A 25533-nucleotide genomic window follows, 5' to 3' on the forward strand; every position below is an offset into this window, starting at 1 on the left:
TGTAGTTACTTTTTCTGTGAATAAACCAGATCTAAAAAATTCTGTAGAACTTTAGATCCAACGGAGCCTGATTTCTCGGGATGAAACTGTACTCCCATAAAATTGTCTTTTGCCACAACTGCTGAAAACGGAGTGATGTAATTACCTTCGGCGATGGTGTATTCAGAAACGGGGGCATAAAAACTGTGCACGAAATATAAATGCTTCTTGTCTTCTAATCCGTGTATAAGATGGTGTTCTTTTAATTTTTTGATAGTATTCCATCCCATATGAGGAACTTTATCAATTTCTGAATCGAATTTTTTAAGATATCCGGGAATAATTCCAAGCCCTTTTGTATCACCCTCAGTAGAGCCTTCATACATTAATTGCATCCCCACACAGATTCCCAAAACGGGTTTTCTTGTGGTTTTGAGCCATTCATCAATTCCAAGTTCTTTCAGAGAATCCATCGCAGTTTTAGCATGCCCCACACCCGGAAAAATGACAGCTTTAGCACTTTCAAGTTCCTGGGCTGACTGAGCAAAATAATAATGAGCTCCCAGCCTGTCTAAGGCATTAGAAACGGAAGCGATGTTGCCTGCTTTGTACTTGATGATAGCGATCATAAATTAAAGAGAACCTTTAGAGCTCGGTATTTGGTTTTTAATTCGCCCGTTTTGTTCAACAGCCGCCTTCAAAGTTCGGGCAAAACCTTTAAAACAAGCTTCAATTTTGTGGTGATCATTGTCACCGGTACAACTAACATGAAGAGTTGCTTTCAAGTTCATTGCCAAGCTATAAAAAAAGTGCTCTAACATTTCGGTTGGGAAATCTCCAACATATTCACGCTTCACCGGTACATCAAAAACCAAATAAGGTCTGCCCGAAAGATCGATCGCTACCGTAGCTTGAGCTTCATCCATAGCCAATACAAAACCGTAACGTTCTATTCCCTTTTTATCTCCTAGAGCCTGAGTAATTGCATCACCAAGAGCAATGGCGACATCTTCTATAGTGTGATGTTCATCAATTTCCAGGTCGCCCTTACAGTAAATATCCAGATCTACAAGTCCATGACGTGCAATCTGTTCCAGCATGTGATCGAAAAATTTTAGCCCGGTATCAATGTTTGACTTTCCGGTGCCGTCCAGATTCAGGTCCACCTTTATTTTAGTCTCTTTTGTTTCTCTTTTGATGGATGCCGTTCTATTCGGAGATAAAAGTGCTGATACAATTTGTTGCCAATCTGATGAGCTTTTTACTTCTGTGTTTGCCTCATCTCTTAAAACTAATTCGGAGTCTTTAACCCCAATAGAATAATCAGTTTTTTCGATTTCAGAAAAACCAATTCCTTCCTGATCTAACAAATTTTTTTGATCTTCTGTGATCGCTGCTCCAGAAACTGAGATCGAGAACCCTGCATCAACCAAGCTCTTTAATGAAGAAATAGCTTGCTCACGGAAAAGGAATTGATTGTCAACAGGCAAAAGCGTATTACTTTCTATGGATACATTCATATTAAATGTTACTTAAATGTGAAGTTTAAAAGTGGGTGTTTGGCTAAAATCATATAACTACTAACTAAAATGTGGAACAATGAATTCAAAATTTAACATTTTGTTTTGGGTACTCAGGGTCGTAGCAGCAGGAATTTTACTGCAAACGTTGTTTTTTAAATTTACCGGTGCTCCCGAAAGCATATACATTTTTGAAACGGTTGGTTTGGAGCCATTTGGCAGGTATGCTTCAGGAATCACTGAATTATTCGCTGCAATTTTTCTTCTGATACCAAGATTCAACTGGCTAGGGGCTCTACTTTCACTTGGAGTTATGAGCGGTGCAATAGTAAGCCATTTAACAGTTTTGGGAATCGAAGTTAAAGGCGACGGCGGATTGCTTTTTGCATTAGCAATTGTGGTTTTTATCTGCTCTGCAGTTCTTTTATACTTCGAAAAAGAAAAAATACCCGTCATTGGAGAAAAGTTTAAGAGTTCAGAATCTTAGTTAAAGCTTCTAAAAACTGATCATTTTCCTCGGCTGTACCAATAGTCATCCTAAGGCAGTTTTCACAATGAGGCTCATTACCTCTGTAACGAACTATTACCCCGGAATCAGCTAACTTTTTGTATACATTCAGTGCATCATCAACTCTGAATAATAGAAAATTCGCGTCAGATGGAAATACTTTTTCTACTTGAGCCAGATTTTCTAAATCAGCAACAATCCGTTTCTTTTCTGAATTAATGGACTTGATGTTTTTTTGAACCGATCCCAAATTTTCAAACCCATTCAAAGCAGCTTGAGATGTAAGTTTATTTACATTGTATGGTGCTTTAACCTTCATCATATAATTGATGATATCCGGGTTAGCGATTGCAATACCCAAACGTATCCCTGCCAACCCAAAAGCTTTTGAAAGTGTTTGAAGAACCACAAGGTTCGGGTAGTTTTTTACTTCTTCAGCGAAACCGGCTTGCTCAGAAAAATCGATATAAGCTTCATCTACTACTACGAGTCCATCAAAATTTTCCAAAAGATAGATTATATCCTTGCGGTCCATATCGTTGGCAGTAGGATTATTAGGCGAGCAGACAAAGATCAGCTTGGTAAAATCCGTAACTCTGTTCAGAATGCGTTCAGTCTGAAGTTGGAAATCCGGAGTCAACAGCACTTCATCAACCTTAATATTGTTGATATTCGCGGATACTTTATACATTCCATACGTCGGAGGATTGGTAATGACTTTATCTTTACCCGGACTGCAGAAAATTCTGAATAACAGATCTATGGCTTCATCACTTCCGACACCAACAAAGACATTCTTTGAATCTACTTTTCTGTAGTCAGCTATTTCAGACCGTAATTTTTCCTGATAGGGCATAGGATAGCGATTCAGTTCCAGATCATTTTCTATGGGTGATCCAAAACTGTTTTCATTGGCATCCAGAAGTATTCCTGAATCATAATCATCCCTTGCAGAACGATAGGGTTTTAAGTCCCGGATATTTTCCCGGACTATTTTTTCAAGGTTGAATTTTTTATTCATTTAACTGATTCCAAATAAGTTATCGTCATCCCGTCCGCCAGCTGGCGGACAGGAAGACCTATGCTTTGATAAAAAAAGGAGTTTTTCAGAGGTCTCTCATTCATTCGAGATGACAAAGAAAAAGCATCATTCATCAGTATCCCCCAAAGTTTTCAACCGAATACTCACCGCATTTTTATGAGCATGTAGTTCTTCAACTTCCGCAAGAGTTTCAACGGTTTTACCGATGTTTCTCAAGCCTTCTTCCGTTAAAGTTTGCATGGTTATGGATTTTTGATAAGAACTCAGATTTACTCCACTATACATTTTTGCATATCCATAAGTCGGTAAAGTATGGTTGGTTCCTGAGGCATAATCTCCAACGCTTTCGGGAGTCAAATTTCCTAAGAAAACCGATCCTGCGTTGATGATCTCATCTTTGTAGTCTTCAGAATTTTCAACATTCAGGATCAAGTGTTCCGGCGCGTATTCATTGGAAAATGAAATGGCTTGTTCAATGTTATCAACTTCTATTACAAAACTTTGGTTAAGAGCTTGCTTAGCAATTTCTTTTCTTGGAAGTTCATTCAGCTGAGATTCTAATTCTGAATTGAAAGAGTTCATATCGAAGTCAGGAGTAGAAACCAACACTACTTGACTGTCTTTTCCATGTTCGGCTTGAGAAAGAAGATCCGCAGCTACAAATGCTGGGTTAGCTTGCTTGTCTGCAATCACCAACACTTCTGAAGGTCCCGCAGGCATATCAATGCTAATTTGGGCATCGCTGTTTTGAAGGATCATTTTTGCAGCAGTCACAAATTGATTTCCGGGACCGAGAATTTTATCCACTTTTGGTACAGATTCCGTTCCCAATGCCAAAGCTGCAACCGCCTGAGCTCCACCTGCTTTAAGGATATAATTGACCTTAGCTTTTTGAGCGATATAAATGATCTCAGGTGCAATATTTCCGTCTTTTTGAGGAGGAGTAGCCAATACAACCTGTTCACATCCGGCGATCATAGCAGGAATTGCCAACATCATTGCAGAGGAAGGCAAAACTGCAGTTCCACCCGGAACATATAATCCAACTCGTTGGATCGCTTTGGTTACTCTCGAACATTTTACACCCGGCATGGTTTCCACATCCAGTTTCATTGTTCGTTGAGCACGGTGAAATCTGAAAATATTATCAAATGCAGTATCAATAGCTTTTTTTACTTCTTCATCCATATCAACTTCGATCTTATTCGGATCAAATACCGGGTTATCGATATCAACTCCATCAAACTCTTTCGTGTAAGTTTTTAAAGCAGAATCGCCATCTGTTTCGATGCGATCAATAATCGGCTGAACTATACCAAATATAGATTTGAAATCGATCTTTGGACGTTCGGTCAGTTTACTGATCTCGTCATTTGCAAGATTTTTATACTGATATGTTTTCATTTTAATGCTCAATGGTTATTAGATATTGAGTTTTGGAATTCGTTTATAGGATCATGCTTTCAATTGGCAACATCACAATATCAGTAGCACCAACTTCTTTTAATTCTTCCATTACCGTCCAGAATTTTGTGATCGGAATCACGGTGTGAATGGCAACCATATCACTTTCAGCTAAAGGCACAATGGTCGGACTTTTCATAGAAGGAATAATTGCTTTCACTTTTTCGATGGAAGCGGTAGGGGCGTTCATCATAATGTAACGACTCTTTTTTGCTTGCTGATAACCATCGATTCTGACTAAAAACTTCTCGATCAGTTCTTTCTTTCCTTCCGAAAGTTCCTGATTTGTTTGAATCAATTCTGTTTCAGATTCCATAATGGTAATCAATTCTTCCAGGCCGTTTGCACGAAGTGTTCCGCCTGTTGATACCAAGTCAGCAATAGCATCGGCAACACCTAATTGAGGAGTAATTTCTACTGCACCGGATATTTCAACCAGTTTTACGTTGATATTCTGCTCTTCAAAATATTTTTGAGTGATAAAAGGATAGCTGGTGGCTATGGTTTTTCCTTCAAAATCGGAGGCTGATTTAAGTGGTCCATTTTTTGGAGCAGCAATAGATAATCTGCAACGTCCGTAATTCAATCCTCTCAGAACGGTTACATCCGAATTTTTCTCGGCACGTTCATTGGCACCCACAAAACCAAGATCACAAATCCCATCCTGTACATATTCGGGAATATCATCATCACGAAGGAGCAGGAGCTCAACATCGAAATTGCGGGTTTTAACCATCAGGTTTCGTTTATAGTTGTCAAACTCCACGCCGATGCCTTGTAACAAGCTCACGGTTTTATCAGTTAGCCGGCCACTTTTTTGAATAGCAATGCGTAGAGAAGTCGAAGAATCTTTCGATCGGGTCATAAGTCAGTAAAATTGTAATTGTAGTAGTAAGAATTAAGAAAAATATGTGAAAAACAGACGCTATTTACGCGTGATGATGTCCTTGATGAAGATGATGGACACCATGATGGAGGTGGGTAGTATGTAGATTTTTTCTGTTCACGGCTCAAAGATAGTGATAAGTTGGTTATGGACAAATAGCGATTCTTAAAAAATCGATAAAATCATAAAACCCGTTTTCAAATATTAGAGTTTCCTTAAATTGGAAATGATTTTGAAGCCCTTTAACGATATCTTTAACTTCTGTTAAAAATAATATAATAGATTACATGAAAACGATTGCTCAACTAACATACATTCCACTGGAAACACATAACCCAAGAGAGAAAGTACAGGATCTTCTAGAGCATCTTGCTCAATTTGATGTTCAGATCGAAGTGGGGTATTTGGCAACAACTATAATCGGACATCCAGATGTCGTTTTTGAAGCTATTCAGGAACTGTACAAGATCATGGCTGTAGAGTCTTCTAAGTTCAGATTTCATGTTGAATTGCTAAGTCCGGAAGCCGGTTAAAAAATAATTTAAAAAATTTTGTAAGGAATCAGTTTGAAACTGTCTTACTTGCAAAACGGATAAATTGTATGAGACCAAAATATTATATTTACATAGTTAGTAATCGTTCAAAAATGATCTATATCGGGTTAACCAACGACCTGAAGAATATTCTTAAAAAGCACCGCTCTCTCAGAATGAACTGTACCAAAGGAAATTTTGGATTGAATAAACTGGTACATGTAGAAGAATATTACGATATCGATCAGGCCATAAAACGGGAAGAAGAATTGAAAAAAGCTCCACGATCATTTAAATCCAAGTTGCTTTCTTACTCCAATCCTTCCTGGGAGTGCGTTCAAAGCTACTGGATGGAGAACATGGAAAGGGCGATCGCTAAATAATCAGTAAGTTTAATAATACGCTTTAGTACCTCATTCCTTCTTTGTATCTTTACAGGCTTATAAAGAGACGGACTAAAAGCTTATATGAACAACATTCGTAATTTTTGCATAATTGCTCACATCGATCACGGGAAATCTACACTCGCTGATCGCCTTTTGCAATCTACAGGTACAATCAGTGAAAGAGAAATGCAGGAGCAGGTTCTGGACGATATGGATCTGGAACGAGAGCGTGGTATTACGATCAAAAGCCACGCCATTAAAATAGATTATAAGCGTCCAAACGGTGAGCAATACAGTTTTAACCTCATTGATACACCAGGTCACGTTGACTTTGCATATGAAGTTTCCCGCGCACTAAAAGCTTGTGAAGGAGCTATTCTAGTTGTGGATGCCGCTCAGGGAATTGAAGCTCAAACCATATCGAATTTATATCAGGCGATAGATCAGAATCTGGAAATTATTCCTGTACTCAATAAAATTGACTTGCCGGGCGCTGATCCGGAGGGCATCGGACAGCAGGTTATCGATCTCATCGGTTGTGACCGAGAAGAAATTTTGCACGTTTCCGGAAAAACAGGCGAAGGTGTTCCCGCTTTACTTGAGGCTATTGTGGAAAGAGTTCCGGGTCCAAAAAGAGACGACGACAAACCGTTAAGAGCACTGATCTTCGATTCAGTCTTTAATACCTACAGAGGTTCTGTGGCTTATGTTCGTGTAATGGAAGGAACTTTGAAAAAAGGTCAGGCTTTCAAATTCATGGCGAACAAGGAAGAATATAATGCAGAGGACATTGGATATCTGAGAATGAAATATGAGCCTGCTAAAGAACTTAAAGCAGGTGAAGTTGGCTATGTGATCGGAAGTGTGAAATCTTTGCAGGATGTAAGAGTAGGTGATACGATCACTACTGTTAATAATCCTGCTACGGAAGCAATTCCGGGATATCAGGAATCAAAGCCAATGGTTTTCTCTGGAATTTATCCTACACAAGCAGAAGATTTTGAAGATCTGCGTTCAGCGCTGGAAAAACTACAGTTGAACGATGCGTCTCTATCTTACGAACCTGAAACATCCAAGGCGTTAGGTTTTGGTTTCAGAGCGGGATTTCTTGGATTGCTCCATATGGAAATTGTTCAGGAGCGACTGGATCGTGAGTTCAATATTGATATTATCACAACGGTTCCAAACGTTCAGTATGAAGTTAAGCTGGAAGAGGGCAAATCTATTCAGGTGGACAACCCGAGTCAAATGCCCGAAGTTGCTGACATTGATGCTATTTTTGAGCCGTATATAAAGGCAAGCATAATAACCCCTGCGGATTACATCGGTCCGATCATGAAATTATGCCAGGAAAGAAGAGGTATTTACGTAAATCAGATATTCATGCAAAATAATCGGGTCGAAATTACGTATGAGATTCCGATGGCTGAAGTTGTTTTTGATTTCTACGATAAATTGAAATCAGGAACCCGTGGTTACGCCTCATTGGATTACGAATTCATCGAATACAGAAAAGGAGATCTGGTTCGATTAGATATTCTGTTGAATGGGGAACAGGTGGATGCACTTTCGAGTATTACCCACCGCGACAAAGCATATTATCAAGGACGACGTGTTTGCGCAAAGTTGAAGGAACTAATTCCAAGACAGCAATATGAAGTAGCGGTTCAGGCAGCAATTGGTAGTAGAATTATTGCAAGAGATTCTGTGAGAGCATTGCGTAAAGATGTGACGGCAAAATGTTATGGTGGAGATATTTCACGTAAAAGAAAACTTCTTGAAAAACAGAAAGAAGGTAAAAAGAGAATGAAACAGGTAGGATCAGTAGAAATTCCTCAAGAGGCATTTTTAGCAGTTCTATCAATGGATGAGGACGACAGATAAATGAGAGACTTTAAGAAAGTAATACTTTCAATTTTTGTAATCGGAATTTTTCTAAGCAGTTCAGCAATGGCTCAATTTGAAGAACCGGAAATAATGAAAGTAGAGAATGAAGACGTTGCTGATTACGAGGCAAAGATCAGAAGCTTCAATTTAACAGGGCAAGGTTTGTACGGACAAACTACTATCGATGGAATGTCTTCACTTGAAATACGAGCTTTACTGCAGGGTGCATTTGGTGATCCTACTAAAAATCTGGAAAGTCTGACTAAAGAAAAGAATTTCAGATTGGCTAAAGCCATTCAATTTGAATACTGGTTTTTTGTGGACGATCCAATTGCAGATGAACCTGTGCCTTTACTGGTGCTTGATTTTACAGGTCCTTTTGGAAACGGCGTAACTTTTGGAGCGGCGAGTAAGTATGTGGACTTGATGCCACAAATAATGAGAACTTTTGAGAAAGCACTATTGGAAGCAGAGCCCGCTGAATTTTCAGACTATTACTTCGAAGAACAACGAATGAAATGGTATCTGATAGAAAGCGATGGAAAAAACCATGAGGTTAAACCAATTAAACAACCTTCTCACATCAAACTTAATTAAACGAATACATTGGAAGACAAAAAAACTGATGAGCAGGAAAAAAGCTCATTTTGGCAAAGAAGGAAGGAAAGATTAGAAGAAGATAAAAAGGCAAAGTCCTGGTTAAGGGAATGGGTTGATGCATTGGTATTTGCCTTTTTTGCAGCGGCTATTCTTAGGGCTTTGATATTCGGATCTTATAAAATTCCAACTCCATCTATGGAGCAAAATCTGATGGTTGGGGATTTTCTGATCGTTTCAAATCTTACTTATGGACCAAGAACTCCGATGGGTGTATGTGTTCCGTTTACTCAATGGTGCTTACCCGGAGTTAAACTTCCGTCAACTCGTATTCCGGGATTCCGTGATGTGGAAAGAAATGATATCATCGTATTTAATGTACCTCATGAGATCAAACCGATTTCCCAGAAGACCAATTATATAAAACGAGCTGTTGCTGTGGCAGGGGATACATTGGAGATTCGGGACAAAGTGGTCTATATCAACGGGCAAAAAGAAGAAGACCATGAAGGTTTACAGCGCCATTATTTTTTGAAAATGAACGACAGAGTTCGTTTAAGTGAAGCAAAAATGAAATCAGTGGGAGCCGGCGCACTTCAAAATGTTCCAGCAGGAAATGACCTTTTTATTGATTATATCGGTGATGATACTTATCGGGTTAATTTGACCAAAGAAGCTGTTGAAGAAATCCAAAACTGGCCGGAACTGGATTCATTATGGCTGAGCATGACACCCGAAGGTGAAACAGACCGTGGCTATGCTTCCACTAGATCAACTTACGATTTTGCCAAAGCTTTCAGAAGTCAGGATAATTTTCCGCCCGTTGTAATTCCGTTCGAAGGTCAGCAAATTGAGTTAAACAATCAGAACTGGTTTATCTATAAAGATCTTATCGAACGATATGAAAGTAATCGTCTTGAGCGCAGAGATGGAAAGATCTTTATAAACGGGGAAGAGACTAATACTTATACCGTACAACAAAATTATTACTTTGCGATGGGAGATAATCGTGATAACAGTGAAGACAGTCGTTTTTGGGGCTTTATTCCTAAAGATCACATCATTGGTAAAGGCTTCATCGTTTGGTATTCCCATGATAAAGGCGTTCCAAGGTTCAATCGCATTCTGAAATTGATAGAGTAAGTAGCGATGTCATTCTGAGCATACCTGCGAAGAATCTTCACGACTGGTTAACTACAGGTAATAAATTACTTTGTTCTTTTTTCGGTGAGAAAAGTCTTTGATGTGCAATGCTTGTTACTTTTGCCTTGATGCAAAAGTAACAAAAGATCAATAAGATTCTAAACTCCTCCCATCAAAAATCAATCATCAGCGTTGATGGATATCTATCCTGATGGTTCGTCAGACAAAGAATCTTAGAGTTTTGACTTATTCCTTTAAACACAATCTGTTGTAACCCTCCACCTGTTTCAAAATTTTTGTGAGCTCATTTCTCTAAAAAGTTGAATTTTCCCATTTGCCTCCCTCACCAAACCTTATCATATTCTTCGATCAATTAACTATATCTAAACGATGAAAAAACTCGGATTTCTATTCCTTATTCTCCTATTCCTAATTCCTAATTCATTTGCTCAAAACGGATATCCGGAAATTCTTTCCATGAAAGAAAGAGCGGAAGTAATTGATGGTCTACTTGAGGATAAGATACAAACCGTGCTTCCCGATCTGATGAGAAGAACAGGAATTGACATGTGGGTGGTGGTTTCCAGAGAATACAATGAAGATCCTGTGATTGAAACACTACTTCCGGCTACCTGGTTGGCTGCAAGACGCAGAACCATCTTGGTGATGTACGATCAGGGAGAGGGCAAAGGTGTAGAAACACTGGCTGTTGCTAGATATGATGTTGGAACTACTTTCAAAAAAGCCTGGGATAAAGAAAAAGAACCGGACCAGTGGAAAAGACTGAAGGAGATCATAGAAGAAAGAAACCCAAAAAAGATCGGAGTTAATCAAAGTGATGATTGGGGTTTGGCGGATGGAATAGTTGCAACTGATCTTCAGGAAATGAAATCTGCAATCGGAAAAAAATACTCAGAACGAATTGTTTCTGCAGAGAAACTGGCGGTTGGTTGGTTAGAAACACGATCAGCAAAGGAAATGACGATCTATCCTCAAATCGTACGAATTGCACATAAAATTATAGAACAAGGGTTTTCAGATGAAGTCATTCAACCAGGAGTTACAACAACCAACGATATAGTTTGGTGGTTTAGAGAAAAAATAAGAGAACTGAAATTGATTACCTGGTTTCACCCGAGTGTTTCTATCCAAAGAGCAGATCCGGAATCGTTTGATCACCTCAGATCTTTTTCCAGCCGACCTGATAACAATGTGATCATGCCCGGAGACTTGCTCCATGTAGATTTTGGAATAACGTATCTGCGCTTAAATACAGATACTCAACAACATGCGTATATCCTTCGACCCGGAGAAACGGAAGTGCCTGAATATTTAAATAAAGCTTTTGATAACGGAAACCGACTTCAGGATATCTTTACCAATAACTTCAAAGAAGGCAGAACCGGAAATGAAGTTTTAAAAATGTCCAGAGAGCAGGCTATTGCTGAAGGTATCAAGCCAAGTATCTATACACACCCGATTGGTTATCATGGTCATGCTGCAGGAACAACTTTAGGAATGTGGGATTCTCAGGGCGGAGTACCGGGAAGTGGAGATTATCCTTTGCATTTAAATACAGCCTATTCCATAGAATTAAATGCCGCCACGTTTATTGAAGAATGGGGAAAGGAGATCCGGATCATGTTGGAAGAAGATGCTTTCTTTGACGAAACCGGTGTTTGGTATATTGATGGGAGACAGAAAGAAATTATGATGATTCCGAGAATTCCGGCAAAGCAGTAAAAATTTCAGAAGAATGAATTTCGAAAATCTTGAAGCTAAAATTCAACATGCACGATCACTTTCCGAACTTGTGCCTGATCTTGGGATTGATATTGTACAGCTTCTAAAGAAAGGAATCGGAAATACGGATATCTTTTTGATCTACCGGGATAAAGAAGGAAATAAAACTCAACTTAGCTACAGAGAGTTTTATGATTCTGTGTTAGATACCGCGAGATTTTTCCAATCAGAAGATTTACAAGTTGGGGATAAGATCGCCACTATTTCTCACAATCACTGGCACACGGTTGTGCAGTATTTTGCAGCTTGGTTCTGTGGATTGGTTGTTGTACCTGTAAATCTCAGTGAAGATGATCAGCGCATTGAATACATTCTTAAGAATGCCGGAGTAAAGATGGCTTTGGTTCGGGATGAATATGTTTCCCGGGTAAAAGAAATTGTAGAATCCTCTTCTGAATTATCTGGAATAAAATTGGTTGAGTGCGGGAAAAACACAGACTCATTTTCATCCAAAACCGGAACCCTCAAAGAACCGGAATTTGATTCTGAAACGGATGCGTTGATCGTATTTACATCCGGAACTACGGGTAATCCCAAAGGAGTGGTTTTAAGTCAACGTAATTTACTGGAAGATGCCCGCTCAATCAGTGATTGGCACAATATTACTTCTGATACAAGAATGATGTGTGTGCTTCCCATTCATCATGTAAACGGGACTGTGGTAACTTTAATAACTCCTTTTCTGGTTGGAGGTTCGGTAGTTTTAAATGAAAAATTTCAGATCCATCAATTCTTCCCTGTCATCGAAGAAGAAGATGTGGAGATCGTGAGTGTTGTTCCAACTTTGCTTCAATATTTGACCAGTTTTTATGAAGATAAAGAATCACCTGAGCTCAAAAATTTCAGTCACATTATTTGTGGAGCCGGACCACTTACCGTAAATGTTGCTAAGAACTTTGAAGCTAAATTTGGTAAGAGAATTATTCACGGATACGGACTTTCAGAAACCACGTGTTACTCGTGTTATTTACCCCTTGATATCAGCAATGAAGAACATCAAAAATGGATGAAGGATTTCGGTTATCCCAGTATTGGCGTTGCTATTCCTGCTAATGAAATGGCGATCCATGATGAAAACGGAAATGCTTTAGAAGAAGGAGAGAGAGGCGAGATCGTAATTCGGGGAGTGAATGTGATGAAAGGTTATTTCAATAATCCGGAAGCAAACGAGAAAGCTTTCACAAATGGCTGGTTCAGAAGTGGGGATGAAGGCTTCTATCAGAATGATGAAGAAGGAAATGCTTACTATTTCATAACCGGAAGGATCAAAGAATTGATCATCAGAGGAGGAATTAATTTTGCTCCCTTAGAAATTGATGAAGTCATTAATAAAGCTCCGGGCGTAAAGGCAGGAATTGCCGTGGGTTTCGAAAATGATTGGTACGGAGAAGAAGTCGGAGCTTATATCGAACTGGAGGAAGGAGCTGAAGAAAACGAAGAAGCGATTTTAGCTTATTGTAAAAAGCATCTTCCACATGCAAAAACTCCAAAAGTGATCGTTTTTGGAAATGAGATACCGGTAACCTCAACAGGGAAATATCAACGCAGGAAAGTGGCGCATCTTTTTTCTGAATGGAAGGAAGTTCAATTCAGGAAAGGAGTTTAAATTACGAATAGGTTTAATTCTTAATCCTAATTCTCATATTTACTTATTCCTAATTTTCCCAAACTAGGAGGGGCCTTTGCCCTATTGGATTATAAAAAAACTCTACTTCCTATTAACAACCGCCAGCGTACACCGGCTTACACAAACTAACTTTCCGTTTTCATCTTCAATTTTGGTTTCCCAAATGTGAATGCGTGATCCTTTTTTTATGGGAGTTGCCGTTCCCCGAACCATTCCTCCTTCTTGCACTGATCGTATATGATTTGCATTTATTTCCACACCAACAGCTGTTTTATCATTTCCATCCAGAGAAAACCAAGCACCTAGTGAAGCGAGGGTTTCAGCAAGTACTACTGATGCTCCTCCGTGTAATAACCGAAATGGTTGAACGGTATTCTTATTCACCGGCATGGTAGCTATAATTTTATCTTTACTGATGTATTCGAGCTCAATTCCAAGTGCATGTCCCATGTGAGGAGTACTCGATTTGAAGTAAAAATCTGCCTTTTCTTTTAAAGAATCTTCAATAAACATAAATTAATGTTTGATTAACAGTGTTAAGTTAGTGAAATTGAGCAAAGAAAGCGCTTTTAAATGTAAGTGGAAAGTGTTACTTACCAAAGAGTTATTAACCAGCTTTTTATTTTATGAAATATGATCCGGAAATAGTCCCGAATATCATTGAAACGGGCATTAGTAAAAACACTACTGGAATTTTTTCAGCAGTGAAGCGTAATGGTGAATGGTTAGAAACCACCATTGAAGAGTTTAAAGAAAAAACAAGGAATTTAGCCCTTGGATTATATGAACTCGGTGTTCGTAAAGGAGACCGGGTTTCCATTCATTCAGAAAACAGTACTGAATGGTTAATATGCGATCAGGCTGTGATTTCTTTAGGAGCTATAAATGTTGCTGTGTATACCACTCAGCCTTCTGATCAGATCAAATATATATTGGAGAACTCTGAAGCAAAGGTACACATAGTTTCAAACGACGATCTGTTTGCTGAAACAAAACCTCTGATGAAGGAGATCACAACAGTTGAGGCTATTATTTCGATTCAGCCTTCGAAGCACAAAAAACTAAAAGGCTTTGAAGAAGTCATGGAAATGGGAGCAGCATTACATGAGAAAGAGCCTGAGCTTTTGGAGAAACTTAAATCTGAAATTGAACCGGATGATCTTGCAAATATAAATTACACTTCAGGGACCACAGGTGTTCCAAAAGGGGTAATGCTATCTCATAACAATCTGGCTTCCAATGTGTTGGCATCTAATGAACGCATGGCTTACAGCGCAGATGATGCAAAAGATCCGAAGATACTTTCCTATTTACCGCTGGCACATATGTTAGAGCGGATAGCATCATATATTTATATCTACACCGGTGTTCCCGTTTATTACATTGAAGATGTAAATGAGATCAAAACTGATTTCATCACAATTAAACCGATCTATTTTTCAACCGTTCCGAGGTTGTTAGAAAAAATAATGGCGGGTTTAAAAGTAAGAGGACAAGAGTTATCCGGACTTAAAAAGAGATTATACTACTGGGCAATAGATCTGGCAGAAAATTATGATCCGGAAGACCCACCTTCAGGTCTGGAAAAAATGAAATTCAAAGTCGCTGATAAAGCGGTGTATTCTAAGATCAGAGATGGCCTTGGTGGGAATTTGGTTGGCATGATGGTTGGAGGCGCTGCACTGGCTCCGCCTGTGATGAGGTTTTTTAATGGAATTGGATATAAATGTGGACAAGGTTATGGGTTAACAGAAACATCACCTGTTGCCACAGGAAGTTTGCCTGACTGGATCAGAATTGGTTCTGCAGGAAAACCAATTACAGATGTTGAGATCAAGATCGCAGAAGACGGTGAGATTTTAATTAAAGGTCCGAATATCATGCAAGGCTATTACAAGATGCCGGAACAAACCAAAGAGGTTTTTACTGAGGACGGTTGGTTCTGCACGGGAGATATTGGGCATTTGGATGAAGACAATTGGTTGTTTATCACAGACCGAAAGAAATCCATGTTCAAACTTTCTACCGGTAAATATGTAGCGCCTCAACCAATAGAGAATGCGTTGGTTAACAATGGTTTCATTGATCAGGCAATGGTTGTTGGTGCAGAAGAGAAGTTTTGCGCTGCTATTATTATTCCTGACTGGAAGAATATGGAGAAGCGATTCGAGCGTTTTGGATATATACTTCCAGGCGAGAATAAAATTGAAAGCGAACATGTGCGAAATAGAATCCAAAAGGAAGTGGATAAAGTGAATAAGAAACTTCCGCATTGGGAAAAAATCAAGAAATTCGTTCTGCTGGAAGAACCGTTTACCATCGAAAAAGGAGAGCTCACAGCCAAAATGAGTATCAAGAGAGCCGGGGTAATGAAAAATCATAAAGAATTAATAGAAAGTATTTATCAAGACTAAATTATGAGTAAAGGACAACGAAGAATCAGAAAAGTAGCGGTATTGGGTTCCGGAGTTATGGGAAGTCAAATTGCTGCTCATTGTATCAATGCAGGACTTGAAGTTGTTTTATTGGATTTAAAAAGTGACGATCCCAAACGTCCCAATAAAACTGCTGAGGAAAGCATCAAAAATATCCTGAAGATGAAACCGGCTCCTTTTGGGTTACCGGAGTTTGCTGATCGGATCAAACTGGGAAATTTCGAAGACGACTTTGACCTGCTTAAAGATGCTGACTGGATCTGTGAGGTGATCATCGAAAGAATGGATATCAAAAAAGATATGATGTCCAGGATTGAGAAAGTTCGTAAGTCTGATACCATTGTTAGTTCAAATACTTCCGGTTTGCCGATTACAGAAATCGGAGAAGATTGTGGGAAGGATTTCAAAGAACACTTTTTAGGAACTCACTTCTTCAATCCTCCAAGATATATGAAGTTGCTGGAGATCATTCCAACAAAGCATACTTCTAAAGAAATTGCATGTTTTATGCATGGATTTTGTGAACGGGTTCTGGGTAAAGGCGTGGTGCTTTGTAAAGATACCCCGAACTTTATCGCAAACAGAGTTGGAATTTTTTCGATCGGAAGTATGATGCCGTATTTTTTTAACGGCGATTTCAGAGCTGAGGAAATTGATCTGTTATCCGGAACACTGACCGGGTATTCGAAGGCCGCAACATTCCGAACCGGAGACATGGCGGGTTTGGATGTTACTTTGCACGTGGCGAATAATATCATTCCATCAATTCCGGACGATGAGAAAAAGGAAGTATTCGATCTTCCTGAGCAATTCAAAAAAATGGTGGAATCCGGAAAGATCGGGAATAAAGCAGGAAAGGGATTCTATTCTAAAGTTCGGGAAAATGGAAAAACTGAATACAAAGTGATCAATCCGGAAACACTGGAATATGAGTCACAGCAAGAACTTGAAGATCCGGTTCTGGATGAAGCAAAAAAGATCAAAGACACCAAAGAACGATTAAAGTTCTTGGCTTTTCATGATAGTAAAATCGGAAAATTTATTTGGGAAACTCAGCGAGAAGTGTTGTTGTACGCTGCAAATCGAGTACCCGAAATATCAGATAATCCTCAGGATGTAGACAGAGCAATGAAATGGGGATTTAATTGGGAATTAGGTCCGTTCGAACGATGGGATGCTCTGGGGATGGATAAAGTGATTGAAAGAATTAAAGAGGAAGGAATTCCTGTACCTGCAATTATCACAGAGATGAAAGAAGCCGGATTTACATCTTTCTATAAAAACGGAAAAGTATATAATCCTGTTTCTAAATCCATGAAGGAAGAAAATCCATCAGCATCCGGTGAAATCAAAGTTGCTGAGCTTAAGAAAATGGATTCAGCAGTGATGGAGAACGATTCAGCTGCTCTCTATGATTTGGGTGATGGTGTTGCACTATTTGAGTTCAGGACCAGAAATGCTACACTCGGATTTGAGTTGGTTCAATCTCTGGAGAAGTCGTTGGATATAGTTGCCAAAGATTTTGAAGCTATGGTAATCGGACATGATGGCGACAACTTTGCGTTCGGTGCGAATCTTATGGAAGCAATGCAGGCTAATGAATCCGGAGATTGGGATAAAGTAGTTAAAGCGGTAACAAATTTTCAAAGAACAGCGGTTGCTTTACGATATGCGCCATTTCCCGTTGTAGTGGCTCCATTTGGAAGAACATTAGGTGGCGGAACAGAGTTTTGTCTGTATTCAGATAAGATCGTAGCTCATCACGAATTGTATATGGGATTGGTGGAAGTAGGTGTTGGACTGATCCCCGCAGGAGGAGGAACCACCGAACTTCTGAAAAGAGGAATGAATAAACTGGAAGAAGATGCAGATCCGCTTCCATTTATACGTGAAGCTTTCAAAACTATGGGAATGGCCAAAGTGTCCGATAGTGCACACAAAGCCCGTGAACTTGGATTTTTGAAGGAATCAGATGCTATTGTAATGAATAGAGACCTTCAGTTATCAGTTGCAAAAGAAGAAGCGCTGTCAATGGTAAAAGCGGGATATCAGCCTCCGGCTAAAACAGATATCAAAGTTCTTGGCGATACCGCACTATCTGCCATGAAGTTGATGCTCTACGTAATGCATGAATCTAAATTCATCACTGATTATGATAAAGTGGTAGTTGAAAGATTGGCGTTCGTACTTGCCGGTGGAGATCTGAGTGAAGCTCAGAAAGTCCCTGAAGATTACTTGTTAAAGTTAGAAAGAGAAGCAATTCTGGATTGCCTTAAAGACGACCGAACACTTGCCAGAATGGAGCATATGTTAAAAACGGGGAAACCGCTTCGCAATTAAGAATTAAAAATTTTAGAATTAAGAATTATTATGTCTATAAAAGAAGCATACATAGTTGCAGCAACACGAACAGCTTGTGGTAAAGCTAACAAAGGATCGCTTCGGTTTACGAGACCGGATTCTATGGGTGGCGCTGTTATCAAAGAACTTTTAAAACGAACTCCGGAAGTCAGTCCTGAAATGGTAGAAGATGTGATCATGGGATGTGCATTTCCGGAAGCATCACAAGGTCTGAATGTAGCGAAACAAATCGCGGCGCTAGGTGGACTTCCTGATAAAGTGCCGGGCGTGACGGTAAACAGATTTTGTTCATCAGGATTACAAACTATTGCGATGGCAGCAGAAAGAATTATGGTTGGCGCTGCTGATGTAATTGTAGCAGGAGGAGTTGAATCCATGTCTTTGGTTCCAATGGGGGGAATGTCTGTTCAGCCAAATCCTGAATTGGTGGATAATAAACCTGAGCTATATATCAGTATGGGATTGACTGCAGAAAATGTTGCTGATAAATACGGTGTAAGTCGTGAAGATCAGGACGCTTTTGCTTATCAAAGTCACCAAAGAGCAATTGCTGCCTGGGAAAATGGAAAGTTTGATTCCCAGATAACTCCGATCGAAGTAGTAGAGAAGAAAATCAGTGCTGATGGCGAGATCATCGAAGAGAAATTCACTTTCCGAAAAGATGAAGGTCCCAGAGCAGATACAAGTAAAGAAGTTCTGGCAAAATTAAGGGCAGTATTTAAAGCAGATGGTTCTGTTACCGCCGGAAATTCATCCCAAATGAACGATGCAGCAGCAGGAGTGATCGTAATGAGTGGTGAAAAAGTAAAAGAACTGGGACTTACTCCAATAGCCCGATATGTTGGATTTTCTGTAGCGGGTGTTGCACCGGAATTGATGGGAATTGGTCCGGTAGAAGCTATTCCGAAAGTGCTAAAACAAACAGGACTTAAATTAAGTGATATCGATCTCATAGAATTGAACGAAGCATTTGCGGCACAATCATTGGCGGTGATACGCGAACTCGGCATTGATCAGGATATCACTAATGTAAATGGGGGAGCAATTGCAATGGGCCACCCGTTAGGTTGTACAGGGGCTAAACTTACCGCTCAGATCCTTCACGAAATGCAATCCAGAAAATCAAAATACGGAATGGTAACCATGTGTATTGGTGGGGGAATGGGTGCCGCAGGAATATTTGAAAATCTTAGCTAATCTAGAAAAATTAAAGGAACAAACATGTTTACTAAAGACACTCTTTCAGGAAAAACAATTTTAATCACAGGAGGGGGAAGCGGACTTGGATTAGCTATGGCAAAAGGTTTTGCTGAAAGTGGAGCAAATATTGCGATCTGTGGAAGAACAGAGGAAAAGCTTCAAAAAGCTACTAAAGAGATTGAAGAAGCCGGAGAGTCTACAAAAGCAGGATATTATATTTGTGATGTGAGGGACCACACCGCTGTTACAGAAATGATCTCAAAAATTGTCGAAGATTTCGGTTCGATGGAAGGATTGGTAAACAATGCAGCCGGGAATTTTTTATCTGCTTCTGAAGATCTTACTCCCGGTGGATTTAAAGCTATTGTCGATATCGTACTTCATGGAAGTTTTAATTGCACACATGCTTTTGGAAACTACTTGATCGACAATGAGAAAGAAGGTTCGATTCTGAATATAGTTACTACTTATGCGGAGAGTACCGGATGTGCTTTTGTGCTGCCGTCAGCTTGTAGTAAAGCGGGAGTTCTGGCAATGACTAGATCATTAGCATTTGAATGGGCAGAATATGGAATCAGGGTAAATGCGATTGCTCCCGGACCGTTTCCTACTAAAGGAGCTTGGTCACGTTTAGTTCCTGATAAACTGATCGAGAAAAAGTTTATCAACAAGATACCTATGAAGCGATACGGTGAACATAAAGAACTAGCAAATCTTGCAACTTTCTTGATGTCAGACATGGCTTTGTATATGACAGGAGAGAGCGTAGTAATTGACGGTGGAGAAAGATTGCAAGCCGGACAGTTCAACTTTATTAATGATTTGATGTCCAGGAAAAAACTCAAAAAGGCGTTTAAAGCTATGAAGCCTAAATAAAAGTTTAATAAATTGAATCTATTTTTTCTTCCAGAGATGCAATCTTTGTTTCAAGCTGCTTAATGATGATTTCATTATTACTGAGTCTTTTAAAATTGCCATCTATTTTAGTTTCTAACCAGATTCTTTCTCCTTTATCGTACTTAATTCTGGTTAATACATCTGCTGAATTATGAGCAAATAATGTCCAAATTCCATGATTAAGAAGTTGCTTGTCTACTAATAAGTATTCGCCACTTTGAATTACATTTCCATTTGAAGCTTTTACTTCAACACTATAAATACTTTCTGTTATTTTAGTAAAGGTCTTTTCAGGTTCTTGATCTAAAGACACACTTTGACCGTTTATTCCCATTGTAAATAAAAATACAAGTGCCGATAGAAGAATTGATTTTTTCATGATAATAGCCTCTGAGTTGTTTCTAGAGCTATGTTATCAAATTGTTAACACAAAGTAAAGGATTTCTTAACATTAAGTTAATATTGGAAAATTGAGAATACTTGTTAATAAATTTGAAGTTATTAAGAAAACAAACCTAGCCGTTGATCTACTTTTTGAATTTGTTTAGCTAATTGAATAGCGTCGTAACTTGAATATGGCGTTTCTGAATTCATTTGAACAGATTTCAGAAACAGAAGAGCTGCTTTTTCGGCAGCCTGCGCAGGATCAAAAGTTTGTTTTCCGAAGAAGAGATGTCCGCCATCATTTAGTCGCCCTGTTCGGATTGCCTGTGTAGGAACATTACAATCCAAAACTTCTGTTTTACTGATAGCCAATCTTTGATGTTGGTTTTCCTGCGAAGAAACATATACGATGATAGAAGCGGTACTTCCATTATCAAAACGAATAAATAGGTGAGTTGAAATAGGATTTTTGGGATCTAACCAGCTGGCCTGTGCCTCAATATGATGAATGCCACTGTCTATCCACTTTATACACAATCCTAGTTCATCGATCCAAATATTCCTAAATTCATTTACCGGATCTACTAAAGTGGAGCGAGTTATATATCTGTTAATATGCAAAAAATGAGGGCGGTGAATTTCATCCATCATCCATTGGGTTGCCGGAGCCAGTGAAGGCCAGTGAGAGAACTGAATTTTAACTCCGGATTCTTTAGCTGCCCGATGTATTTTTTCAAGTTTTGGAATATCGGTTGGCTGTTTTGAGATCAAAAAGCAGCTATATCCGTTCTGAACTGTTTCGAGAAGAGTATCCAGATTCGATTCAGAATTATCAAGAATAAGACAGGCATCGACCGAGCCAAGATCAGACACAGTGGGGACGAGATTTACCTCGCTTACAATTCCGTGTGGTCTTAAATGTTTTTCCCAGGCTACGGTTCTGGTAGCATCGCCAACAATTCCAACTTTCATATTACCTTAGATAGTTTAAGTTGGCATAAGATGCTAATGCAAAACTAATTAAACAAGAAAAGGCTCTTATGATTATCACAAGAACCTTTTACAATAATAAAAACTAAGGATCAATCCGGCATTACGATGGCTAAGATAAAATAAGCGAAGATGGCGAATCCGTAGCTGAAAGCTAAAACTACAAATAAGATTCGTACAATAGTTGGATCCCATCCAAGATATTCTGCAAGACCGGAACAAACGCCGGCCAGCATTTTATCACTTCTGGATTTCCTTAATTTTGCTGGCATAACATACAAATTTGGTTATAATCAAAGTATAGTTACGCAAGCAAATTAAAGAAGTTTCAAAAAGTTGAAATTAATTTCAGAGATTATTCCTTTTATATATGGGAGTATTATTTTTGATTTTCTATACTATGAGATGAAACATCAACCTTTTCTTTTTTAAACTCAGAGTTACTTAGCTTAAACAAAATTGGTAAACTCATTTGGACTTCAACATTTCTACCGCGTTGAATGCCCGGTTTAAATTTAGCCTGGCTAACTACTCGTAAAGCCTCTTCATCGCAACCGCCACCGATACCGCGAATTACTTTAGGGTTTTTTACATTTCCATTTTTATCAACTATGAACTGTACGGTTACACGTCCCTCTATGCCGGCTCTTTTAGCTACGGCTGGATATTCGACTTTACTTTGTAAGCCTACCTGACCGCCAACGAGTTCCGGCATATTCTCAACAACTATAAATACTTCTTGGTCAACCGGATTATTCTTCTCTGGAGGTGAAGGAATATTTACAGGAGTAAGATTTTCAAGAAATTCAGCATCTTGGATTCTAGAGTAAGTCATAGTTCCCAGTACATTATGGTCCCATTTTTTATTCGGGAAATGTCTAATCCAAATATTAACATCATCACCCGAAAAAATTGAACTCTCGGAAGTTAAAACTAGATCGAGTTGATTTACTTTTGCTGAAAACCTATTACCTTCAATTTTTCCGGTTAAAGAAGCTCCATCAAACTGAGTAGCTGAGATGATGAAGGTTCCGTAATTAGCAGGAGCTATCATTAGCCCATCAAGACCGGGGAATTTTTGAGTTCTAACTGATTTGAATACTTCATTCCCATTTATTTCTACAGTTGCTTTACTAAATACGAACTCTGAAGACATAATCTCTTCATCTGATAATGTTTCCGGTCCTCTAAGATCAGAGCAGGCAATAGGAGCTATTACCATCAGGGTTATAGATAACAGCAGAAAGAGACTTCGTTTATAAGATGTTTTATGCATTTTATGATGTTTCATAGTTTCGATTCTTTGTTTTAAAGTTGATTGCTTAACAGCCATGTTTACAGCAAAGCTTCCATATCCTTTATTAAGAGGAATAAGCTCCAATAACATGTTGGCATATTTTTTTGGATGGATATCAGAAGTGTTCAGAACTTCCTGATCGCAAGAGATCTCACGATATATTTCAATTTCATTTGTGCCGATTTTCACCAGAGGATGAAACCAGAACAAAGACTGAATTACAGACAAAGCCAGTTGTAATAGATAATCACCTCTTCGTATATGTACCAGTTCATGTTGAATGGCCATATCCAGCTTAGTGGAGTCATTCTTTATTCTTTCAGGAAGAACAATGATGGGATTTTTCCAGCCAAAAGTGAATGGAACTAAAGGATGGTCGTGAAAAGCTACGGAAACGGAACCATCCTTTATTCCATTACTGAATTTAGTATTCGTTAAAGGTTCTGTTGTCAGATCAGAATGTAATTTCTTAAGCTGAACATAACTGTAGATCAATCTTATGAGCATAAAAGCAGCTATGATCAGAAATAATGCAGAGATCATACCAACCAAAAAATTAGCTTCCGTCCATGGAATTGAAAACGCAGCTTCGTTAGAGTTTCCGGAGGCAGTATAGATCACAGGTAACGGGTTTTCTACAACAAAAACGGAAGTAGACAGATTTGAAGAAGAGTAAAGGCTAGAAAAAGCTTGCAGTATAATTGCAGAGATCAAACCCATGGGTAATGCTAATAATGTAGCAACCCGTATATGATATTGGTATAGTGGATTGATGGATTTTTTCATTCTAAGAATAAAGAAAACAAGAGTAGCTACACACGTCCAGATCAGTAGTGGAAACCAGATAATGTCGGCAGAAGAGGCGCCCAGTTGTTGAATGAAATCAAAGAAACTCTTCATTGTTCATCCTCCATATTATCAATCATATTTCTGATAGCTTTAAGCTCATCTTCGGATAGATTTTCACCCTTCACTAATGTTTGAACAAGGGCAGAAGGGGAGCCTTTAAAAACCTTGTTGATCAAATTAGAGATAAGGCTGGACTGGACATTTTCAGGCTCAATAGCAGCGCTGTATACATAGGTTACGCCTTGTTTTCGATATTTAAGAAAACCTTTGTCGTTAAGGTTTTTCATAATGGTCATAACAGTAGTGTAGGCGATCTTTCTTTTTTTCAGGATAAGTTCCTGTACTTCAGCTACAGTTGCTTCGCCCAGTTCCCATACATGATGAAGGATTTCCATTTCACTTTCGCCAAGTGGCGTTAGAGATTTTTTCATATTTCTATTGTTAGTTAAATACTCCTACTAATATAATAGTATTTAATACTAAGTCAATAGTATTTCAAAATAAATCAGAGAAATGAAAAAGGCAGATGGTTAAATCTACCTTTGAAAATTAAGAAAAAGTGGTTTTAAACGGCGGGAGCCCATTCAAATTTAGGATCTCCAAACTTCTTTAAAGTACGGTAGTGTGATGCAACCGCTTCACTGAATGTATCATGACAGTTGTAGGGAATGCCAAATTCATTAGCTACTTCTTCAACAATGGGACTTATTTTTGGATAGTGAATACTGCATACTTTTGGGAAAAGATGGTGTTCAATTTGATAATTCAGTCCTCCTATATACCAAGACAACACTTTATTCTTACGAGCAAAGTTATTCGTAGTGAACATTTCATGAATCGCCCAGTGGTTATCGATCATGTTTTGTTCATCAGGAATAGGATGCGTTGTTTCTTCAACTACGTGAGCCAATTGAAAGATAATTCCAAGGATCAATCCGGCTGTTAGATGGACAGATAAAAATCCGATAAGCAATTGCCACCAGGTAATATCAAGGATCAATAATGGAAGCACAATAGCATAACCATAATACACCAGTTTGGTTAAAATTAAAGTAACCCATTCTTTTACCGGATGATTTTTGTTTTCATAAGGTCCCAATTCCGGTTTAAAGAAATACCAGTAATCTTTAACGAATACCCAAAAAATGGTTGCAAAACTGTAGGCAGGAAATGCTAAATATTGTTGAAAACGATGTACGGGCTTATGTTCAGAATGTGGTGATAATCGAATGAATTCTGCTACTTCAAGATCTTCATCATGTCCATGTATATTGGTATAGGTGTGATGAATAATATTATGTGTGATCTTCCAGATGTACCCGTTTGCACCAACAAAATCGAAAGAGAGACCAATCAGATAATTAATTGTATTGTTAGAAGAATAAGCACCATGGAGAGCATCATGAGATACTGAGAACCCAATTCCGGCCATTCCAATACCCATTGTAATACAGAAAAACCACATCAATGGAAGAGAAAACCCGCCGGAAATAATAAGAGCGTAAGATCCGAAGTAAATACCTAAAATTATTATGGTTTTAATAACCATAGAAGTATTAGCGTTCTTAGAGAGATTCTTCTCTTCAAAGTATCTATTTACCCTTGCCTTTACTGTTTTACTGAATTCCCGATCAATTTTATTGTTAAAAGTTACCTTATCAGCCATTACGTAGATTTTATTTACGAAGTAATTTTGAAAACATTTTAATTCCCATCAAGTGCCATGTAATTTAATTCATTTTTAG

General features: G+C 38.7%; 24 protein-coding genes. 12 read left to right on the forward strand and 12 right to left on the reverse strand.

Annotation, left to right across the window (positions count from 1 at the left end; all coding sequences use genetic code 11):
* Positions 1–5: 5 nt before the first annotated feature.
* The gene (gene hisH / locus A8B79_RS00610) at positions 6–608 is read right to left on the reverse strand and encodes an imidazole glycerol phosphate synthase subunit HisH (RefSeq protein ID WP_066216625.1); all 603 of its coding nucleotides are present in this window, start codon (positions 606–608) and stop codon (positions 6–8) included.
* Between the two features lie 3 nt (positions 609–611).
* Positions 612–1499, reverse strand: coding sequence for an imidazoleglycerol-phosphate dehydratase HisB (gene hisB, locus A8B79_RS00615; RefSeq protein WP_066216626.1), 888 nt, complete (start codon positions 1497–1499; stop codon positions 612–614).
* 79 nt (positions 1500–1578) lie between these two features.
* On the opposite strand from hisB, the gene A8B79_RS00620 reads away from it, so the two are divergent.
* Positions 1579–1986 carry a DoxX family protein gene (locus A8B79_RS00620; protein ID WP_066216631.1) on the forward strand — a complete coding sequence of 136 codons (408 nt, stop codon included), beginning with the start codon at positions 1579–1581 and terminating at the stop codon, positions 1984–1986.
* Here the strand turns inward: A8B79_RS00620 and hisC are convergent.
* The 3 genes from hisC to hisG form a co-directional block, all read right to left on the reverse strand.
* Complete coding sequence (hisC, locus tag A8B79_RS00625) at positions 1967–3028, reverse strand: histidinol-phosphate transaminase (RefSeq protein ID WP_066216634.1); 1062 nt, start codon at positions 3026–3028, stop codon at positions 1967–1969. The two genes, A8B79_RS00620 and hisC, sit on opposite strands and share 20 nt — an antisense overlap.
* Positions 3029–3154: 126 nt before the next feature.
* Positions 3155–4453, reverse strand: a complete 1299-nt coding sequence (gene hisD, locus A8B79_RS00630; RefSeq protein WP_066216636.1) for a histidinol dehydrogenase — start codon at positions 4451–4453, stop codon at positions 3155–3157.
* A gap of 43 nt (positions 4454–4496) precedes the next feature.
* Positions 4497–5378 carry an ATP phosphoribosyltransferase gene (gene hisG / locus A8B79_RS00635; RefSeq protein WP_066216639.1) on the reverse strand — a complete coding sequence of 294 codons (882 nt, stop codon included), beginning with the start codon at positions 5376–5378 and terminating at the stop codon, positions 4497–4499.
* 308 nt (positions 5379–5686) lie between these two features.
* On the opposite strand from hisG, the gene A8B79_RS00640 reads away from it, so the two are divergent.
* From A8B79_RS00640 to A8B79_RS00670, 7 genes are all read left to right on the forward strand, one after another.
* The gene (locus A8B79_RS00640) at positions 5687–5932 is read left to right on the forward strand and encodes a hypothetical protein (protein WP_066216642.1); all 246 of its coding nucleotides are present in this window, start codon (positions 5687–5689) and stop codon (positions 5930–5932) included.
* A gap of 68 nt (positions 5933–6000) precedes the next feature.
* Entirely contained in the window at positions 6001–6315 is a 315-nt protein-coding gene (locus A8B79_RS00645) for a GIY-YIG nuclease family protein (protein WP_076782503.1), read from the forward strand.
* Positions 6316–6399: 84 nt separating this feature from the next.
* Positions 6400–8202: a translation elongation factor 4 gene (gene lepA / locus A8B79_RS00650; RefSeq protein ID WP_066216647.1), complete on the forward strand. Its 1803-nt coding sequence runs from the start codon at positions 6400–6402 to the stop codon at positions 8200–8202.
* Positions 8203–8802 carry a hypothetical protein gene (locus A8B79_RS00655; protein ID WP_066216651.1) on the forward strand — a complete coding sequence of 200 codons (600 nt, stop codon included), beginning with the start codon at positions 8203–8205 and terminating at the stop codon, positions 8800–8802.
* Between the two features lie 9 nt (positions 8803–8811).
* A complete protein-coding gene (gene lepB, locus A8B79_RS00660) occupies positions 8812–9945 on the forward strand; it encodes a signal peptidase I (RefSeq protein WP_066216654.1) in 1134 nt (377 codons plus the stop codon).
* Between the two features lie 390 nt (positions 9946–10335).
* Positions 10336–11688 (forward strand): M24 family metallopeptidase, encoded by a 1353-nt coding sequence (locus A8B79_RS00665; protein ID WP_066216657.1) that lies wholly within the window; start codon positions 10336–10338, stop codon positions 11686–11688.
* Between the two features lie 13 nt (positions 11689–11701).
* On the forward strand, positions 11702–13354 hold the full coding sequence (locus A8B79_RS00670; protein WP_066216660.1) for a class I adenylate-forming enzyme family protein: 1653 nt from the start codon (positions 11702–11704) through the stop codon (positions 13352–13354).
* A gap of 102 nt (positions 13355–13456) precedes the next feature.
* Here the strand turns inward: A8B79_RS00670 and A8B79_RS00675 are convergent, their stop codons facing one another.
* Positions 13457–13888 carry a PaaI family thioesterase gene (locus tag A8B79_RS00675; protein ID WP_082894017.1) on the reverse strand — a complete coding sequence of 144 codons (432 nt, stop codon included), beginning with the start codon at positions 13886–13888 and terminating at the stop codon, positions 13457–13459.
* A 113-nt stretch (positions 13889–14001) separates the two neighbouring features.
* Here A8B79_RS00675 and A8B79_RS00680 point away from each other — a divergent pair, with 113 nt between their 5' ends.
* From A8B79_RS00680 to A8B79_RS00695, 4 genes are read left to right on the forward strand one after another with little or no spacing between them, the layout of a single operon-like run.
* On the forward strand, positions 14002–15789 hold the full coding sequence (locus A8B79_RS00680) for an AMP-dependent synthetase/ligase (protein ID WP_066216661.1): 1788 nt from the start codon (positions 14002–14004) through the stop codon (positions 15787–15789).
* A gap of 3 nt (positions 15790–15792) precedes the next feature.
* Positions 15793–18150, forward strand: a complete 2358-nt coding sequence (locus A8B79_RS00685; RefSeq protein WP_066216663.1) for a 3-hydroxyacyl-CoA dehydrogenase/enoyl-CoA hydratase family protein — start codon at positions 15793–15795, stop codon at positions 18148–18150.
* A gap of 30 nt (positions 18151–18180) precedes the next feature.
* Positions 18181–19368, forward strand: a complete 1188-nt coding sequence (locus A8B79_RS00690; RefSeq protein ID WP_066216665.1) for a thiolase family protein — start codon at positions 18181–18183, stop codon at positions 19366–19368.
* A gap of 24 nt (positions 19369–19392) precedes the next feature.
* Positions 19393–20247, forward strand: a complete 855-nt coding sequence (locus tag A8B79_RS00695; protein ID WP_066216670.1) for an SDR family oxidoreductase — start codon at positions 19393–19395, stop codon at positions 20245–20247.
* Between the two features lie 4 nt (positions 20248–20251).
* Here the strand turns inward: A8B79_RS00695 and A8B79_RS00700 are convergent, their stop codons facing one another.
* The 6 genes from A8B79_RS00700 to A8B79_RS00725 form a co-directional block, all read right to left on the reverse strand.
* Positions 20252–20647 carry a hypothetical protein gene (locus tag A8B79_RS00700; protein WP_066216673.1) on the reverse strand — a complete coding sequence of 132 codons (396 nt, stop codon included), beginning with the start codon at positions 20645–20647 and terminating at the stop codon, positions 20252–20254.
* Between the two features lie 122 nt (positions 20648–20769).
* Complete coding sequence (locus tag A8B79_RS00705) at positions 20770–21624, reverse strand: hypothetical protein (RefSeq protein ID WP_066216675.1); 855 nt, start codon at positions 21622–21624, stop codon at positions 20770–20772.
* 110 nt (positions 21625–21734) lie between these two features.
* Positions 21735–21914, reverse strand: coding sequence for a PspC domain-containing protein (locus A8B79_RS00710; RefSeq protein ID WP_066216677.1), 180 nt, complete (start codon positions 21912–21914; stop codon positions 21735–21737).
* A gap of 107 nt (positions 21915–22021) precedes the next feature.
* Positions 22022–23839 (reverse strand): M56 family metallopeptidase, encoded by a 1818-nt coding sequence (locus tag A8B79_RS00715; protein ID WP_066216683.1) that lies wholly within the window; start codon positions 23837–23839, stop codon positions 22022–22024.
* Positions 23836–24219 carry a BlaI/MecI/CopY family transcriptional regulator gene (locus A8B79_RS00720; protein ID WP_066216686.1) on the reverse strand — a complete coding sequence of 128 codons (384 nt, stop codon included), beginning with the start codon at positions 24217–24219 and terminating at the stop codon, positions 23836–23838. The genes A8B79_RS00715 and A8B79_RS00720 overlap by 4 nt, the downstream gene beginning before the upstream one ends.
* Before the next feature lie 134 nt (positions 24220–24353).
* Positions 24354–25454: a fatty acid desaturase family protein gene (locus A8B79_RS00725; RefSeq protein ID WP_066216688.1), complete on the reverse strand. Its 1101-nt coding sequence runs from the start codon at positions 25452–25454 to the stop codon at positions 24354–24356.
* Positions 25455–25533 lie beyond the last annotated feature (79 nt).

The organism is Balneola sp. EhC07 (assembly GCF_001650905.1).
Classification (GTDB): Bacteria; Bacteroidota; Rhodothermia; order Balneolales; family Balneolaceae; genus Balneola.